This window comes from Rhodococcus sp. 21391, from assembly GCF_016772255.1.
GTDB lineage: Bacteria > Actinomycetota > Actinomycetes > Mycobacteriales > Mycobacteriaceae > Rhodococcus_F > Rhodococcus_F opacus.
On record NZ_CP063781.1, the window covers coordinates 6440808 to 6457500 of the forward strand.

Here is a 16693-nt window from a genome sequence, read left to right on the forward strand (position 1 = left end):
ACTAAGATGTAATCTCACGCACATGAGAAACGTCAACCCTTGACTTTGGAAGAAACATGTTATTCACACCTGTGCGTACTTCTTAACCTTCCGCGGTTAACAAGTGCTCACGGGTGAGGGAGCCGTCGACGACGCGGTGGACTGCATCCATTCTGCACAGATGCGTGTGGTCGTGTGTCACCAGCAGCGTTGCGACCTCGCGCTCTCGCACCACACCGAGGATCAGATCCATGATCGCGGCACCCCGTTCCTGGTCGAGCGCGCTGGTCGGCTCGTCGACGACCAGCAGCGACGGATCGTTCATCAGCGCCCGGGCCAGGTTGACCCGCTGCCGCTGCCCACCCGACAACTGTGCGGGCTTTTTCCCGGCGTGGTCTGCGAGGCCGACGGCGTCGAGCAGGTCGCGAGCCTTCGCGCGCCCGGCCCGCCGCGGCACGAACATCCGCTGCCCGAGATGCGCCATCACCTCCAATTGTTCGAGGGCCGTCAACGACGACACCAGATTGGACTGCTGGAACACGATGCCGATCCGGTCGCGGCGCAGCGTGGACGCCTCCCGCCGGCTCAACGCGGTGAGTTCGGTGGTGCCCAGCCGGACGGAGCCCGAGTCGGGCCGGATCAGCGTCGACGCCACCGCGAGGAGCGTCGACTTTCCGGAACCGGACGGACCGGTGATCGCGGCGATTTCACCCCGGCCGAGGGTCAGCGACACCGAGTCGAGGGCGGTGACGCGTCCCGCGCCGTCGGGGTAGGTGAGGGTGACGGCGTCGAGGGTGAGGGCGGGGGTGGTCATCGTGTGCTCCCGAGGGCGGTGAGGGGGTCGGTGGTGAACAGGAAGCGGAGCGCGAACGCTGCGCCGAGGAGGCCCAGCCCGACGAGGGCGGCGGCGGGCAGGACAGTGGTGGAGATGTCGAGCACGAACGGCACGGCGTCGCCGATCATCGACCCGGCCACCGCCGCCGTCCCGGCACCGACACCCACGCCGGCGAGCAGGACGACGAGCGCCTGCCCGAGCGCATCCCGCACGAGCGACCCGGTGGACGCGCCGAGCGCCTTCAACGTCGCGACATCGGGGGTGCGCTGCAGGGTCCAGACCGTGAAGAACGCGCCGATCACCAGCGCGGAGATCGCGAACAGCATCACCGTCATCAACGTCAGCGACCCGTTCTCGGAGGTATAGGAGCCGATGGCGGAGAAGGAGTCGGCCACACTTCGTGAGCTCGTCCCCGCGAAGGCGTTCGTGGCGTCGTCCCCGCCGAACACCGCGAGCACCGTCGCCGTGCCCCCACGTGGGTTCGCGTGCTGCCAGTCGGCGAGCGTCATCCACACGGCCGGGCTGTGGCCGTACCAGTCGTCGCCGCGGACCGCGGTCACGGCGAACGTGACATCGCCGACGGTGAGACTGTCGCCGGCGCCGACACCGAGGGATCGCGCCGCGCCGGCCCCGAGGATCACGGTCCCCGGCGCGGACGGTGCACGGTCGCCCACACCGCTGTCCGCGCCGACCAGTGCCACCCCCTTCGCCGCACCTCCGACTGCCGACGCCGAGCCTCGTCCGACGCCGATCGGCTGCACCGAGTCGGCACTCCGCCGCCAGACGGCCACCTGCTCGGACGTCAGCGCGGACTCGTCGAACGACGGACCGTCGTCGGAGGCGGCGAAGACCACCGACTCGGCGTCGATGCGTTCCACGACGGACACGTTCTGGTGACGCAGTCCGGCCGTGAGACCGCTGAGAAACGTGACGAGCAGCGCAATCAGCACCACGACGACGGATATCAGCGCGAAGCGACCACGCGCGGCACGCAGGTCTCTCGATGCGACGAACACAGATGGTCCTCTCCAGATCACGACCGACGCCGCAGTCGATGCGGGCCGGGGCGGCGCTCACGGCCTCCGAACTCACCGTGCCCCGGGCACGACACGGTTCCATCGCACGTGGGGTGGAATTCTCGGGTGGTCGAAGGTCGGGTGCGCGTTCCGACTTTCGATGGATGCTTGGTGCGCTCGCGTCGATAAGCTGGGCGGGGTGCACCGCTCCCCTCTCACTCCCGTGTTCGCGGGACTCCAACTGGGACTGCATGCGCTGATCGCGGCGCTCACTGCAGTCGTGATCTTGCGCGCCGTCCTTCTGGACGCACCGCAGGCACCGGCGATCGTGGTGCTGTCGGTGGCGTTTCTCGCGGTGTACGCGGCGGGAGCGACCCGTCGTCTGCGCGGGCCGTGGTGGCTCGCAGCGCTGACGGCTCTGTGGGTGGCGCTGATGGTCCTCGTCCCCGACGCCGCCTATCTCGCGTTCGGGTTGTTCTTCCTGTACCTGCATCTGCTGCCGCGACGCTGGGGAGTCCTGGCGGTCGCAGCCGCGACCGTCGTTGCGGTCGTGGGTACCGGAATGCACCGCGGCTGGAGCGTCGCCGGTGTCGTCGGTCCGGTGATCGGTGCGTGCGTCGCGGTGGCGATCGGCCTCGGCTACCGGGCGTTGTACCGGGAGGCTGTCGAGCGCGATCGCCTCATCGACGAATTGACCCGAACCCGAGCCGAACTCGCCGAGCAGGAACGTACCGCCGGCTCCCTGGCCGAACGTGAGCGGCTCGCACGCGAGATCCACGACACCGTCGCGCAGGATCTGTCGAGCATTCAGATGCTGCTCCACGCCGTCGAACGTGCCGCCCCCGACCACCCCGCCCGGGACCGCATCCGGTTGGCGCGGGAGACGGCCGCCGACAGCCTCGCCGAAACCCGTCAGCTCATCGGCGATCTCACACCCGCCGTCCTCGACGGGCAGTCACTCGCGGAGGCGCTCGCGCGGATCTGCACGCAGGCGAGGAGCGACACGTTCGACACCATTGCCGTGGTCGAGGGGGAGCCGGTGCGGTTGCCGATGCCCGTCGAGGCGGCGTTGGTGCGGATTGCACAGGGCGCGGTGTCGAACGTGGTCCGGCACGCACACGCATCCCGGATGGCGATCACGCTCACCTACTACGAGGACGCGGTCCGATTGGACGTGGTCGACGACGGCGTCGGCTTCGATGTCGAACTCCTCGACCGTGAACCGTCGAAAGCTTTCGGGCTGAATTCGATTCGCCGACGCGTCGAGCTGCTCGACGGGTCGATGTCGGTGGAGTCGGAACCGGGACTGACCGCGGTCGCGGTGTCGTTCCCGCTCGAGGTCGGCGCATGATCCGACTGCTGCTCGCCGACGACCACGCGATCGTTCGCGCGGGCCTGCGCGCCCTCCTCGAGCACGAGGACGACATCGAGGTGGTCGGCGAGGCTGCCACCGCCGACGCCGCCGTGGCGTTGTGCGCGACGACTCCGGTCGACCTGGTGCTCATGGACCTCCGGTTCGGCGCCGGCGCCTCGGGTGTGGACGCCACCCGGAACCTGCGGTCCCTGCCGAGCCCACCGCACGTGCTGGTCGTCACCAACTACGACACGGACGCCGACATCCTCGACGCGGTCGCGGCCGGCGCCGCCGGGTATCTCCTGAAGGACACTCCCCCGCCCGAACTCCTCGCCGCCGTCCGCGCGGCGTCGGCCGGCGACAGCGTCCTCTCCCCGGCCGTGGCGTCGAAACTGATGACCCGCGTACGCCGACCTGCCACCAGCCTCAGCCCACGGGAGATCCAGGTGCTGACGTTGGTGGCTGCCGGACGGTCGAATCGGGAGATCGGTAAGGAACTCTTTCTCTCCGAGACCACCGTGAAGTCCCATCTCGTCCACATCTTCGGCAAACTCGGCGTCAAGTCCCGGACCTCCGCAATCGCGCGGGCCCGAGAGCTGGGCACCATCCCCAGGTGAGTGGCAATGTGTGCGGACGCACACTTTGCCACTCACATGCGTTTACGCTGGGGAAATGGACCCACCTGCCGTCCGTTACGTGCAGCGGGACGGGCATGCGCTGGCGTACCAGGTGGTGGGCGCGGGTGAACGCGACGTGGTGTGGCTGTTCGAGATCAACATGCACCTCGACCTCATGTGGACGGACCCGCAGATCCACTACCTGATGGAACGGGGCAGCACGTTCGCCCGCACGGTGTACTTCCAGCAGCGGGGACTGGGGCTGTCCGACCCGGTCGAGCACCTGCCCACACTCGAGCAGCAGGCCGACGACATCGTCGCGATCATGGACGAGGTCGGGATGCGGCAGGCCGTGCTGGTCGGGGTGGCCAGCGGGAGCGGTGCCGTCGCACTCGTCGCCGCCCGCTCACCGGAACGGGTCACCGGCGTCGTCCTGATCCAGCCGTTCGCGGAACGCCTCGTGGGCGGTGACCACGACCCCTCCGGCTGGACCGGCGCCGAACGCGACAACTTCGTCGACGAGTGGCGAGGGGCCGCCCGGAACTGGGGGTCGGGCAGCACGGTTCCCCTGTGGGATCCCCAGGAGGACTCGGCGTTCAACCGTCGGCTGATGGCGATGCTCGAGCGCAGTTCCGCGACACCTGCGGTCGCACAGGCCCATCTCGAGTGGATCTTCCGGCTCGACTACTCCGACACGTTGCCGTCCATCCAATGCCCGGCGCGGGCGCTGCTGGTCCCCGGCAGTCCGGTGCCGGTGGCCGCCTCGCAGTACGTCGCCGACCGCATCCCGGGCGGCAGCTTCCACCTGTTGCCGCCGTCGCCGCCCGGCGCGTCGCTCGGGGAGGCTTGGAAGCCGATCATCGACCATGTCGAGCAGTTGGCCACCGGTGGGCACCCGGCATCCGACGCGGGCCGGTACCTGGCCTCCGTACTGTTCACGGACGTCGTCGGGTCCACCGAAGTGCTCGCGCGGATCGGCGACGCCGCTTACCGCGACCTCCGGGCCGCGCACGAGTGGCAGGTCCGCGACGACGTCGAGCAGGCGGGCGGTCGGCTCCTCAACGTCGCCGGCGACGGCACCTTCAGCATCTTCGACGGTCCCGCGTCCGCGGTCCGGTGCGCGCGGGCGGTCGTCGACGGCGCCGCCGAGCTCGGGCTCGAGGTGCGGGCCGGCGTCCACACGGGGCAGGTCGAGCGCAACGGTCCCGACGTCAGCGGGATGACCGTCCACATCGGCGCGCGCATCGGAGCGACGGCCCGCGCCGGGGAAGTGCTGGTGTCCCGTACCGTGCGCGATCTCGTGGTGGGTTCGGGACTGCGGTTCGCCGACGCCGGGGAACACGACCTCAAGGGCGTTCCCGACCGCTGGCCCCTCTACTCCCTCACCGACGCGGACCACGCGCCCCGGACCGTTCCGCGACTCGCGCCGAAGCTGGGCATGATCGACCAGGCCATCCTGCGCACCGCGAAGCGGGCACCGCAGGCACTGCGCGCGCTCGTCGGCGCCGCCAACGCGAGGCAGCGCCGACTGTCCCGCTGACCCCAGGTGAGTGGCAAAGCGTGCGTCAGCACACTTTGCCACTCACGTCACCTCACACCGCCACGGTGGACTGGCGAGCAGTCGCCTGCTGGACGTCGGGTGACGAGTATTTCCGGACGATCGCGACGAGGCAGAGCAGCCCGATCGCTCCGGCGACGGCGAGGAAGGCGCCGACCCGCCAGGCGTTGGACGCGTCGCCGTTGATGAGCAGCACCATGACCATCGGTGAGAAGCCACCGATGATGGCGGAGATCTGGTAGCCGAGGGAGGCACCGGAAAATCGGATCTCGGGCGGGAACAGTTCCGCGAACAGCGTTCCCTGCGTTCCGGTTTGGAACGACATGACGATCACGGCGCCGAAGACGGCGAGCGCGAACGGCCACAGCGTGCCCTGGCTCGACTGTCCGATCATGAGCCACATGGGGATTCCCCACAGCAGCATTCCGGCGGTGCCGATTCCGAAGATCAGCTTCCGGCCGTAGATGTCGGAGAGGTATCCGGCCAGCGGGACGAGCGGAATCATCAGAACGCAGGCGGCGAGGATGAAGCCGAGCACGGTCGAGCGTTCGATCCCGAGGTACGTGGTGGCGAACTGCACGGACCCCGTGATCATCGTGTAGAAGAAGATGACGCCGATGGCGTTCGCGCCGGCCGCGGTGAGCACGGTACCGGGATTGTTGCGCAGCACCTGCAGGATCGGCGACTTCCGCGCCACTGGAGCCTCGGCGAGCTTCTTCGCCAGTTCCCGGAATTCGGGTGTCTCCTCCAGGTAGCGGTGGATGACGAAGGCGACCGGGAGCATCACGAGGCTGATCCAGAACGGGATGCGCCACGCCCACGCGAGGAACGACTCGGAGTCGAATACCGCTGTGATGACCAGGAACACGACGTTTCCCAGCACGACGCCGATGGGCACGCCGAGCTGCGCGAAGCTGCCGTAGAACCCGCGGCGTCCGGCGGGTGCGTTCTCGGTGGCGAGGAGGACGGCACCGCCCCATTGCGCTCCGACGGCGAGGCCCTGGCAGATCCGCAGGGTCACGAGAATCGTGGGTGCGAGCCAGACGAGCTGGGTGTTGGGCACGAGGCCGATCAGCGACGTCGCGACGGCCATCATGACAATCGCCGCGACGAGTACCGGTTTGCGCCCCACCTTGTCGCCGAAGTGGCCTGCGAGGACCCCGCCGATGGGCCGGGCGATGAAGCCGACCGCCACGGTGGCGAACGAGTTGAGGGCGGCGACGACCTGGCTGTCGGTCGCGAAGAACGTGGCGTTGAAGACGAGTGCGGCTGCGGTCGCGTAGATGAAGAAGTCGTACCACTCGAGTGAGGTCGAGATGGCGGCCGCGAACGAGGCGCGCGCGGCTCGGGGCTTGCCGGCGCGCCGTGTGTCGGAATCGGTGGGCATGGTGGTCTCCTGCTCAGTCTTGGGCGATGGAACCGAATGTGTCTCTGAGGACGCGTTTGAGGATCTTTCCGCTCGGGTTCTTCGGCAGGGAATCGGCGACGATCACGTACTTGGGCACCTTGTATCCGGCGAGTCGTCCGCGGCAGTGCTCCACGACGTCCTTCTCGTCGAGTTCGACGCCGGCGGCGGGGACCACCACTGCGGCGACCGCTTCGATCCACCGTGGATGCGGCACCGCGAACACGGCGGTCTCACCGACACCGTCGAGTTCGTAGAGCGTTTCCTCGACCTCCCGGGTCGCGACGTTCTCCCCGCCGGTCTTGATCATGTCCTTCTTGCGGTCGACCACCCACAGGTACCCGTCCTCGTCGAGGTAGCCGAGGTCGCCGGAGTGGAACCACCCGCCCGCGAACGCTTCCGCGGTCTTCTCCGGTTGTCCGAGATAGCCGACGGTGGCGTGCGGGCTGCGGTGCACGATCTCGCCGACCTCGCCCGCCGGAAGCGGCAGGTCCCGGTCGTCCACGATGCGTGTCTCCACGTTGAGGGCGGGTTTGCCCGCCGAACCACCGTGCGTCTCTTGATCCTCCGGCCCGAGGGCTGTCGCGAGTGACGCCATTTCCGTCTGCCCGTAGAAGTTCCACAGCCGGATACCCGGCAACCGGCGGTTCATTTCGCGCAGGACCTCCACCGGCAACGGCGACGCCCCGTAATAGCCCTTGCGCAGCGAACGCAGATCGGTGCCCTCGAATGCGGGCGACTGCAGCAACGAGATCCACACCGTCGGCGGGCAGAACAGGTTGGTCACCCGCTCCGCCTCGATGGTGCGGAGCAGTACCTGCGGGTCGGGTCCGTCGACGATGATGCTCGTCGCGCCGAGATAGATGTCGGTGCTGAGGAAGTTGTCGAGCTGCGCGCAGTGGTACAGCGGCAGCGCGTGCACCTCCACGTCGTCGCTGCTCATGCCGCCGGTGACGATGCAGCTAATGTACTGCCACATCAGCGACCGACTGGTGAGCATCGCACCCTTGGGCCGTGATTCGGTGCCGGACGTGTACATGATGCGGACCACGTCGTCGTCCGCCACGAGCACCTCGGGCGGCGAACCGAATTCGCCGTCCGCCCAATCCGCCATAGAACGCCAGCCGTCCGGTGTGGCCGCATCGCCGAGCGGGATCGTCGCCCGCACCCGGACGCTTCCCTTCGATTCCGCGAGGGCCTTCTCGGCAACCGGCACCAGGGCGTCCTCGACGACGAACGCGTCGGCTGCGCAGTCGTCGAGGATGTATCCGATCTCCCCGCCGGTCAGCATGAAGTTGACCGGCACGAGGACCACACCGAGCCGGGCGGTCGCGAAGTTCAGCACCGGGTACTGCCAGCAGTTGTGGGACAACAGCGCGAGCCGGTCGCCCCGCGTCAGCCCCTCGGAGTGCAGGGCAGCCGCGACCCTGTCGATCAGGGTGTCGAGTTCGGCGAACGTGAGCCGGACGTCGCGGTGCACTACGGCGAGCTTGTCCGGGTAACGCGCCGCGGACCGCCGCGGAATGTCCCCGATGCTCTGCTGCCGGGCGCGCGTGCTGTCCTCGTTCACCCGCGGACTTCTTTCAGTGCCGGGGTGGCCGCGAACTCGGCGCGGGCCAGGGAGCGGCGGTGTACCTGGTCGGGACCGTCGGCGATCTGCAGGAACCGGGCCTGCGCGTACAGCACCGGCAGGATCGTGTCCTGCGACAAGCCGGCGCCGCCGAAGACCTGCATCGCATCGTCGACGGTCTGCTTGACCGTCAGCGGGACCATCACCTTGGCGGCGGCGATGTCGTGGCGGGCCACCTTCGTGCCCTCGACGTCCATCCGCCAGGCGGCCCGCAGCACCAGCAGCCGGGCGGAGTCGAGGCTGATCCGCGCGTCCGCGACGGTCGCCTGCACGACCCCCTCGTCGGCGAGGGGCCTGCCGAACGCCACACGGGTGCGGGCGCGTTCGGTCATCAGCGCAATCGCCCGCTCGCCCATGCCGATCAACCGCATGCAGTGGTGGATGCGCCCCGGACCGAGGCGCGCCTGCGCGACGGCGAAGCCCTTGCCGCGGGGTCCGAGCAGGTTCGCCTTGGGGACGCGGACCTTGTCGAAGACGATCTCGCCGTGCCCGCCCTCGTGGCGGTCGGTGAAGCCGAGCACCGTGGTGGACCGGACGACGGTCAGACCGGGGGTGTCCATGGGAACGAGGACGATGCTGTGCCGGTTGCCGACCGGGGCACCGGGGTCGGTGACGCCCATGACCATCACCACCCGGCAGTCGTCGCGCAGGGCCGCGGTGGACCACCACTTGCGGCCGGTCAGCACCCAGTCGTCGCCGTCCTCGGCGATCTCGAGGCGGACGTTGTTGGCGTCCGAGCTTGCGACGTCGGGTTCGGTCATCGAGAAGCACGACCGGAACTCGCCCGCGAGCAGGGGTTCGAGCCATTCATGCTTCTGTTCGACGGTGCCGTACAGGTGCAGCAGTTCCATGTTGCCGGTGTCCGGCGGGTTGCAGTTGAACGCCTCGGGTGCGATCAACGGGCTCCAGCCGGTGAGTTCCGCGAGGGGAGCGTACTCGAGGTTCGTCAGCCCGGCACCCTCGCGCGCGGGCAGGAAGAGATTCCACAGGCCTTCGCGCTTCGCGGCCGCCTTCAGGTCGGCCACGATCGGCGGCGCACCCCAATGGTCCGGCTTCGACGCCAGTTGCTCTTCGGCGATCGTCTCGGCAGGCAGTACCCGCTCCTGCATGAACTTCGTCAGCTTCGCTTGCAGTTCCAGCACTTTCGGGCTGTAGTCGAAATCCACTTCGGTGGCTCCAATCTCTTCGGTGGTGCCGCGGTCAGCGGCGGAGTTCGGACACGGGCGACACGGCGGCGAGGTCGAGTGCACGCTGCAACAGCGGGCCGACCATGTCGCCGACGTCGTCGAAGCCCCCACCGACGGTGTCGCCCTGCGCATGCCGGGCGTTGATGCCCTCGAGGATGACGGCGATCTTGAAGTCGGCGAACACCGTGTACCAGTCGATGTCGGGGATCTCGATGCCGCGCCGCGTGGCGTAACGGTCGAGAAGTTCGGTACGGGTGGGGAACCCGTCGAGTCGGGCGAGCCCCTTGGTCACCGGGTTGTCGACGGCGCCGGGCTGGTCCCAGAAGCTCAGCATGATCCCGACGTCGGCGAGCGTGTCGCCGAGCGTGGCCATTTCCCAGTCCAGAACGGCGACGATCTTCCCGGCGTCGTCGCGGGACGCGAGCACGTTGTCGAGTTTGACGTCGCCGTGGACGATGCCCGGGAAGTGCGAGGTGGGCAGCGCCCGGCGCAGCTTGTCGAGCAGCACGGACACCTCGGGCCGATCTGTGGTGCGCGAGGCCTCCCACTGCCGGGCCCAACGGTCGAGCTGACGTCCGAGGTATCCGCCGGGGCGGCCGAACGAGCCGAGCCCGACCGCGTCGGGGTCGACGCCGTGCAGCGCGGCGAGGGTGTCGGCGAGATCGAGCCCGAGCCGGCGGCGGTCGTCCGGGGTGAGCGCCGACGCCTGCTCGACCGTTCCGACGGGCGTTCCGTCCACCAGTTCCATGAGGTAGAACGCGGCTCCGAGCACGTTCTTGTCCTCGCACAGCAGCACCGCGTCGGGCACCGGGACGGCTGTTCCGGCCAGTCCCCTGATCACGGTGAACTCGCGCTTCATGTCGTGCGCGCTGGGCAGGACGTGCCCGTACGGGGGCCGCCGCAGAACCCATGTCCGGTCGGCGTCGGCGACGCGGTAGGTGGGGTTCGATCGGCCACCGCTGATGAGCGAGACGGCGAGGTCTCCGCGCACACCGCCGTCGAGTGCGCTGTCGAGGTAGTGGGCGAGAGCGGTGAGGTCGACGCCTGCCGAATCCTCCCGGTCCTCGTGGGTGTCCGCTTCGGCGTGGGACGTCGTCATCCGCTGCGTCCTTTCGAGTACTTCGACCTTTAGCCAAACGCTCGTTCGGCCGGTTCTCATCATCAATCGAGGGAGCGCCGAAAGTCAATAGCCCAATATCCAGCACGTATGGACGGTGCAGCGTTGGGCACGGTGATCAAGCCGAACACCTTGCCAATCGATCGTTCGCTTGGCATGATCCACGGGAAGTGATGCACGTCTCATCCGCCTCCGAAAGGTCAGGACACCAATGACGGACCAGTTGACCGGGTCTGCTGCCACCACCGAATGGCGGACCGAAGACCGCATCCGAGCGCGCCGCGCCGCGATCGCGGGCGGGGTGGGCACCCTGATCGAGTACTACGACTTCAGCCTGTACGGCTACCTCGCGATCGTGATGGCCCCGCTCTTCTTCCCGAGCAGCGACCCGGCTATCGCGCTGCTGTCCGCACTCGCCGTGTTCGGCACCGCCTACCTCATGCGTCCACTCGGTGGCATCGTGTTTGGGCACATCGGCGACCGGCTCGGGCGGAAGAAGGCCCTCCTCGCGACGCTCGTCTGCATGGGCCTCGGCAGCATGGCCATGGGATTCCTGCCCACCCACGCGCAAGCGGGGATCTGGGCCACCGTGCTGCTCGTCGTCGTGCGGATGGTCCAGGGATTCTCGGCAGGCGGCGAGGTCGGCGGCTCGGCCACGTTCATCTCCGAGTCCGCGCCGCGGCATCTCGAGGCCACCTACGGGGCGTTCACCCCGCTCGGATCCACGCTGGGATTCGCGATGGCCGCAGCGGTCGCGGGCACGGTGTCGGCGCTGACCACCGACGCGCAACTCGAGAGCTGGGGATGGCGGGTTCCGTTCCTGCTCGCGTTGCCGCTGACGCTCCTCTGCCTGTGGGCCCGCACCCGGGTCGAGGAGACGCATGGTGAGGACGCTGATTCCGGACCGGTCCAGGCGCCCGTCGTCGCCGTCTTTCGGCGGCAGCCGCTCGCCCTCCTGCAGTCGGTCGGAATCAGTTTGGCGTGCAACGGAACCGCGTACATCGGCCTCACGTACATGAGCATCCATCTCATGAAGAGCCTCGGTTACGAACGCACCCCGGTCTATTGGATCGCGACCGGCGTCATCGGTGTCGTCGCGCTGGCGATGCCGCTCGGGGGCATGCTCGCCGACCGCATCGGGCGGTTGCGGTTCACCGTGATCAGCCTCGCGGGTTTCGCGATCATCACCTACCCCGCCATGGCCGTCATGCACCACAGCCTGTGGATCGCCGCGATCGCCTACCTGCTGATCATGGTCAACACCATCGGAACCCAGGTCGGCTCGTACACGCTGATGCCGCTGCTGTTCGACAAGGACGTCCGCTTCACCGGTGTCGCCATGGGCTGGAACCTCGGCGTCGTCATCGCCGGTGGCACCGCCCCCTTCGTCGCCGTCTGGCTGGTGGAGAAGACCGGAAACGTACTCTCCCCTGCCGTTTTCGTGATCGTGGCTGCGGTGATCGGACTGATCTCGGTGGCCGGTATGGCCCGCCGGTCGAAGGTCGCGCAGGAGCAACTCGGCTGACGGCCGGACAGTGTCCCCTCGAGATCCATCACGAATTGGAGTAACCATGTATCCCGGCGCTCATGCTGCCACCACCCCCGACAAGCCGGCCGTGATCATGGCAGGCACCGGGCAGACGGTCACCTTCGCCGAACTCGAGTCCCGCTCGATCCGGATCGCCCGCCACCTGCACGCACTCGGTCTGCGCCGCGGAGATCACGTCGCGGTGCTGGCTACGAACACTCCCGCGATCTTCGACATCTATTGGGCGGCCATGCGTTCCGGTCTCTACCTCACGATGGCGAACTGGCACCTCACGCCGCCCGAGATCGCCTACATCGTCGAGGATTGCGGTGCCAAGGCATTGATCGTCGACGCCGCACTCGACGCGGTTGCGCGTGAACTCCCCGCCCTCACCCCGGTCACCGAGCACCGGCTCGCGTTCGCGGGAACGATCCCCGGCTACGACTCCCTCGACACCGCCGCGGCCGCGGAGTCGGACGTCCCACTCCCCGACCAGCCCCGCGGGGCGGACATGCTGTATTCCTCCGGCACGACCGGTCGCCCGAAGGGCATCAAACCGGAACTGCCCGCACGGCAGATCCAGGAACCCGGCGACACCATGACCGGCATGAACGCGACGGTATGGGGAGTCACGCCGGACACCGTCTACCTCTCACCCGCCCCGCTGTATCACGCCGCACCGCTCCGCACCTGCGCGTCGGTGCAGGCCCTCGGCGGCACCGTCGTCGTGATGGACCGCTTCGACGCCGAGCAGGCGCTCGCGTACATCGAGCAGTACCGCGTCACCTACAGCCAATGGGTACCCACGATGTTCGTCCGCATGCTGAAGCTGCCCGCCGAGACCCGGAAGAAGTACGACGTCTCCAGCCTCCGCGTCGCCGTGCACGCCGCAGCCCCGTGCCCGGTGGAGGTGAAGCGGCAGATGATCGAGTGGTGGGGTCCGATCCTGTCGGAGTACTACTCGTCCACCGAACTCAACGGCATGACCCTCGTGAATTCGGACGAATGGCTCCGTAAGCCCGGAACCGTCGGCCGCGCCGCGCTCGGCGTCGCCCACATCTGCGGCGACGACGGTGCCGACCTCGCACCGCGCGAGATCGGCACCCTCTACTTCGAGCGGAACACCCTGCCGTTCGAATATCACAACGCCCCCGCGAAGACCCGCGACGCCCAGCACCCACAGCACCCGACGTGGACCACCACCGGCGACGTCGGCTACCTCGACGAGGACGGGTATCTGTTCCTCACCGACCGGAAGTCGTTCATGATCATCTCCGGCGGCGTCAACATCTATCCGCAGGAGATCGAGAACACCCTCACCGATCACCCCGCCGTCCTCGACGTCGCAGTGATCGGGATCCCCGACGAGGAGATGGGTGAGTCGGTGCTGGCCGTGGTCCAGACCGTTCCGGGTGTGACCGGGGACGACGCGCTGGCCGGCGAACTCCTCGACCACGTGCGGGGCCGGCTCGCCCGGTTCAAGGTCCCACGGAACGTCGTCTTCAGCGACGACCTCCCCCGCACCCCCACCGGGAAACTCGTCAAAGGCACGCTGCGAGAGCGCTACTCAGCCCAGGTTCCCGCCCGAGCCCTTCCCGCCTGAACCGTCAGCCGTCGGCGGCCGGTTCGTCCCGGCGCCGGCGGTCGAGGAGGACCGCGATCGTGAGGACGATCAGTCCGGCGACGCCGAGGAGGGCGCCGACGGCGGCCGGGGCGGTGTAGCCGTATCCGGCCGCGATCACGACACCACCGATCCACGCACCACCCGCGTTGGCGAGGTTGAACGCGCCGTGGATCAGCGTCGACGCGAGCGTCTTCGCGTCACCCGCCGCGTCCATCAGCCGCGACTGGACGGCCGGGAAGATCGCCGTCACCGCCATCCCGATGAAGAACAGCACGATCAGCGCCGTCACCGGGTTGTGGGCGGCGACGATGAACAGCGCGAGAACGCAGATCAGGGCGATCATGCACCCGAACAGCCCGGGCACCACCGCGTTGTCGGCGATGCGGCCACCCACGACGTTGCCGAGGATCATCCCCGAACCGAACAGCATCAACGCCACCGGAACCATCGCGTGCGGCAACCCGGACACGTCGGTGAGCGTCGAACTGATGTACGTGTACACCGCGAACGAACCGCCGAACCCGACCGTCGCGAAGATCAGCGTCATCCACACCTGCACCCGGCTCAGCGCCCCGAGTTCGGCCACCGGGTTGCTCACGTGCACCCCCGCCAGCGGCGGGACGAGACGTGCCAACGCCACCAGCGTCACGATTCCGATGATCACCACGAGCACGAACGCGGACCGCCAGCCAAGCATCTGACCGAAGAACGCCGTCGCAGGCACCCCGACCACGTTCGCCACCGACAGACCCATCATCACGGTCGCGACCGCCTTGGCGCGCTTGCCCGGTTCCGCCAGGTGCGCGGCGACCAGCGCTGCGACCCCGAAGTAGGCACCGTGGGGCAGTCCGGCGAGGAACCGGGCCACCAGCAGCGACTCGTACCCGGGGGCGACCGCGGTCGCGAGATTGCCGACGACGAACGTGGCCATCAACGCGATGAGCAGCGTGCGCCGCTCGACGCGGGCGGCCAGCGCCGCGATCGTGGGCGCCCCGACGACGACGCCGAGCGCGTACGCGGAGACGAAGTGCCCGGCAACCGGCTCCGACACCCCGGTCCCCGCAGCCATCGCGGGCAACAGACCCATGGACGCGAATTCCGTTGTGCCGATACCGAACCCGCCGAGGGCAAGCGCCAGCATCGCGCCCCGCCGACTCGGCGACGGAATCCGCGGACGCAGAGACGGACGAGCGGTGACCGCAGGTTCGGTGAGGTGAACTGCAGGCGGCGTCATGGCAGCGAGACTCCCGTCGGGCTGATCGTAGGATCGGCGAGCACGTCCAATGGACTCGCCTGAGGATGAACCGGGCCGAGATAGTGGCACACCGGCTCGTACCAGTATGGGCGAGGCCGCAAGCGAATTGATAATCCGCGCAGGCGTGATTCCACTCACCGGCGCAGCGTGTGGGTGTGTCGCCGTGACCTGGCGCGACGCACCGGAGCAGAGCGACCTACGTCACGTGATGTGTTCGAGGATCACCGTGTGCACGTGGTGGGCCTTGTCCATGCCGCGGAAGTCGGCCTCGTACGTGGTGTCGGCGACGTTGACGGCGATGCTGCTGGAGGAGAAGAACTGGCCGGCCCACGACTTGTTGCTGAGGAACGAGACCGAGCGGATGTTCTTGTACGGGATGGACGTGATCGCGGTGCGCTTGCCGACGAAGCTCTTGTCCTGGATCACGACGCGGAGGTTCGTGATCCCGAGGAAGCCGGTGCCCGCGCCGATGCAGTCGTACACGGCGATGATCGACTCGCCGGGAAGGATGCCCTGCTGGACCTGCTTCAACTGTTCCGACTTGTCGAAGATCGGGTCGGTCATGGTTCCTCCTTCGACGGCGGTCCAGGCCTGTCCATCTTCGCAGAAACTTCGTCGAACGTGACGTGGATGCCCTCGTGCGGTACCGCCCGCTGCGCCTTCGCCTGGTCGGTGAACGTCCGCCTGTCCCCCTCCACGAGGTCGGCCTTGTCCGTGAACGGCCCGAGCAACGCCCGCGGGTGCAGCCTGTCGACGCGGACGACGTTGATCTCCACACACACCACGATCGCCGCGGCGGCGAGGAACAGGAACGCCAGCAACCCCAGCACGACGGCGAACACCCCGTTCGTCACGGACGCCGTGCTCACCACCTTGCTCACGTAGTAGGCACCGAACGATTGGAGCACCTGCCACACCACGGCTGCCGCGACTGCGCCGGGCGCGACGTCGGCGACGGACAGCGGCCGGGCAGTGGCGAGCCGGAAGGCGAGGATGAAGATCGCGGAGTTGATCGTGATCGCGGCGAGCATGAGAAGCACGGTGAACGATCCGGACAGGTGCGTCGCGGCGCCGACCGCCGCCACCGCGGCGGTGCCGAGGACGGCGAGACCGATCGTGCCGAGCAACAGCAGACCCCGCAACCGGCCTCGGATCGGGTCGGGCCGCATGTGGCGGGGCACCGACCACGCCGTGTTCATCGCGTTCTGGCTGGCCAGCGCGACCCCGAGTCCGCCGTAGAGGGCACCGACGAGTCCGATCACCAGACCCGTCACCCCGCCGCCGATCCGGTGCGGGTCGGCCAGGTCGGCGCCGATGACCGGGAACTGGCTCAGCGCCGAGTCGATGATGTCCTGCTGCAGTTCGGGGTGACCCGACAGCACGAACCCGAGCACCGTCGACAGCAGAAGCAGGAGGGGAAACAGCGAGATGAACCCGTAGTAGGCGATCAACGCCGCGAGGTACACGCCCTGGTCGTCGAGAAATTTGTACGTGACGGCGATCGGGAAGCCCATCGCCGGGTACCTCTGTTGGAGAGCGTCGAGCCGTCTGGCGAACTTCATCTCACGCTCCGTTTCCGCGCCCACCC

At 68.2% G+C, this 16693-nt stretch carries 14 protein-coding genes; 5 read left to right on the forward strand and 9 right to left on the reverse strand.

What is annotated here, in order from left to right; translation table 11 throughout:
• Positions 1–82: 82 nt before the first annotated feature.
• Together GO592_RS29765 and GO592_RS29770 are read right to left on the reverse strand one after the other, a co-directional pair.
• The gene (locus GO592_RS29765; RefSeq protein ID WP_007298258.1) at positions 83–793 is read right to left on the reverse strand and encodes an ABC transporter ATP-binding protein; all 711 of its coding nucleotides are present in this window, start codon (positions 791–793) and stop codon (positions 83–85) included.
• The gene (locus tag GO592_RS29770) at positions 790–1830 is read right to left on the reverse strand and encodes an ABC transporter permease (protein WP_007298257.1); all 1041 of its coding nucleotides are present in this window, start codon (positions 1828–1830) and stop codon (positions 790–792) included. Before GO592_RS29770 ends, GO592_RS29765 begins: the two co-directional genes overlap by 4 nt.
• 199 nt (positions 1831–2029) lie before the next feature.
• Between GO592_RS29770 and GO592_RS29775 the strand changes: the two genes are divergently transcribed.
• From GO592_RS29775 to GO592_RS29785, 3 genes are read left to right on the forward strand one after another with little or no spacing between them, the layout of a single operon-like run.
• A complete protein-coding gene (locus GO592_RS29775) occupies positions 2030–3181 on the forward strand; it encodes a sensor histidine kinase (RefSeq protein ID WP_007298256.1) in 1152 nt (383 codons plus the stop codon).
• Entirely contained in the window at positions 3178–3801 is a 624-nt protein-coding gene (locus tag GO592_RS29780) for a response regulator (RefSeq protein WP_007298255.1), read from the forward strand. The genes GO592_RS29775 and GO592_RS29780 overlap by 4 nt, the downstream gene beginning before the upstream one ends.
• 55 nt (positions 3802–3856) lie before the next feature.
• Entirely contained in the window at positions 3857–5341 is a 1485-nt protein-coding gene (locus GO592_RS29785; RefSeq protein WP_039951707.1) for an adenylate/guanylate cyclase domain-containing protein, read from the forward strand.
• Between the two features lie 52 nt (positions 5342–5393).
• On the opposite strand, the gene GO592_RS29790 is transcribed toward GO592_RS29785, so the two are convergent.
• From GO592_RS29790 to GO592_RS29805, 4 genes are read right to left on the reverse strand one after another with little or no spacing between them, the layout of a single operon-like run.
• On the reverse strand, positions 5394–6746 hold the full coding sequence (locus GO592_RS29790) for an MFS transporter (protein WP_007298253.1): 1353 nt from the start codon (positions 6744–6746) through the stop codon (positions 5394–5396).
• 13 nt (positions 6747–6759) lie between these two features.
• The gene (locus GO592_RS29795; RefSeq protein WP_007298252.1) at positions 6760–8334 is read right to left on the reverse strand and encodes an acyl-CoA synthetase; all 1575 of its coding nucleotides are present in this window, start codon (positions 8332–8334) and stop codon (positions 6760–6762) included.
• Positions 8331–9560: an acyl-CoA dehydrogenase family protein gene (locus GO592_RS29800; protein ID WP_007298251.1), complete on the reverse strand. Its 1230-nt coding sequence runs from the start codon at positions 9558–9560 to the stop codon at positions 8331–8333. The genes GO592_RS29795 and GO592_RS29800 overlap by 4 nt, the downstream gene beginning before the upstream one ends.
• Before the next feature lie 34 nt (positions 9561–9594).
• Positions 9595–10680, reverse strand: a complete 1086-nt coding sequence (locus GO592_RS29805; protein ID WP_007298250.1) for a phosphotransferase family protein — start codon at positions 10678–10680, stop codon at positions 9595–9597.
• A gap of 229 nt (positions 10681–10909) precedes the next feature.
• On the opposite strand from GO592_RS29805, the gene GO592_RS29810 reads away from it, so the two are divergent.
• Positions 10910–12223, forward strand: coding sequence for an MFS transporter (locus GO592_RS29810; RefSeq protein ID WP_007298249.1), 1314 nt, complete (start codon positions 10910–10912; stop codon positions 12221–12223).
• Positions 12224–12269: 46 nt separating this feature from the next.
• Positions 12270–13829 (forward strand): acyl-CoA synthetase, encoded by a 1560-nt coding sequence (locus tag GO592_RS29815; RefSeq protein ID WP_007298248.1) that lies wholly within the window; start codon positions 12270–12272, stop codon positions 13827–13829.
• Positions 13830–13833: 4 nt separating this feature from the next.
• On the opposite strand, the gene GO592_RS29820 is transcribed toward GO592_RS29815, so the two are convergent.
• The 3 genes from GO592_RS29820 to GO592_RS29830 all read right to left on the reverse strand — a co-directional run bounded on the left by GO592_RS29820 (position 13834) and on the right by GO592_RS29830 (position 16667).
• Positions 13834–15084, reverse strand: a complete 1251-nt coding sequence (locus GO592_RS29820; RefSeq protein WP_082324941.1) for an MFS transporter — start codon at positions 15082–15084, stop codon at positions 13834–13836.
• A 222-nt stretch (positions 15085–15306) separates the two neighbouring features.
• On the reverse strand, positions 15307–15669 hold the full coding sequence (locus GO592_RS29825) for a PH domain-containing protein (RefSeq protein ID WP_007298246.1): 363 nt from the start codon (positions 15667–15669) through the stop codon (positions 15307–15309).
• Complete coding sequence (locus tag GO592_RS29830; protein ID WP_005573568.1) at positions 15666–16667, reverse strand: YihY/virulence factor BrkB family protein; 1002 nt, start codon at positions 16665–16667, stop codon at positions 15666–15668. Before GO592_RS29830 ends, GO592_RS29825 begins: the two co-directional genes overlap by 4 nt.
• Positions 16668–16693: the final 26 nt, after the last annotated feature.

Excerpts from the sequence above, each read along its gene's own strand:
- GO592_RS29765 (WP_007298258.1), bottom strand. The coding sequence starts at position 793 with ATGACCACCCCCGCCCTCACCCTCGACGCCGTCACCCTCACCTACCCC.
- GO592_RS29780 (WP_007298255.1), top strand. The coding sequence starts at position 3,178 with ATGATCCGACTGCTGCTCGCCGACGACCACGCGATCGTTCGCGCGGGC.
- GO592_RS29785 (WP_039951707.1), top strand. The coding sequence starts at position 3,857 with ATGGACCCACCTGCCGTCCGTTACGTGCAGCGGGACGGGCATGCGCTG.
- GO592_RS29790 (WP_007298253.1), bottom strand. The coding sequence starts at position 6,746 with ATGCCCACCGATTCCGACACACGGCGCGCCGGCAAGCCCCGAGCCGCG.
- GO592_RS29805 (WP_007298250.1), bottom strand. The coding sequence starts at position 10,680 with ATGACGACGTCCCACGCCGAAGCGGACACCCACGAGGACCGGGAGGAT.
- GO592_RS29810 (WP_007298249.1), top strand. The coding sequence starts at position 10,910 with ATGACGGACCAGTTGACCGGGTCTGCTGCCACCACCGAATGGCGGACC.
- GO592_RS29815 (WP_007298248.1), top strand. The coding sequence starts at position 12,270 with ATGTATCCCGGCGCTCATGCTGCCACCACCCCCGACAAGCCGGCCGTG.
- GO592_RS29820 (WP_082324941.1), bottom strand. The coding sequence starts at position 15,084 with ATGACGCCGCCTGCAGTTCACCTCACCGAACCTGCGGTCACCGCTCGT.
- GO592_RS29825 (WP_007298246.1), bottom strand. The coding sequence starts at position 15,669 with ATGACCGACCCGATCTTCGACAAGTCGGAACAGTTGAAGCAGGTCCAG.
- GO592_RS29830 (WP_005573568.1), bottom strand. The coding sequence starts at position 16,667 with ATGAAGTTCGCCAGACGGCTCGACGCTCTCCAACAGAGGTACCCGGCG.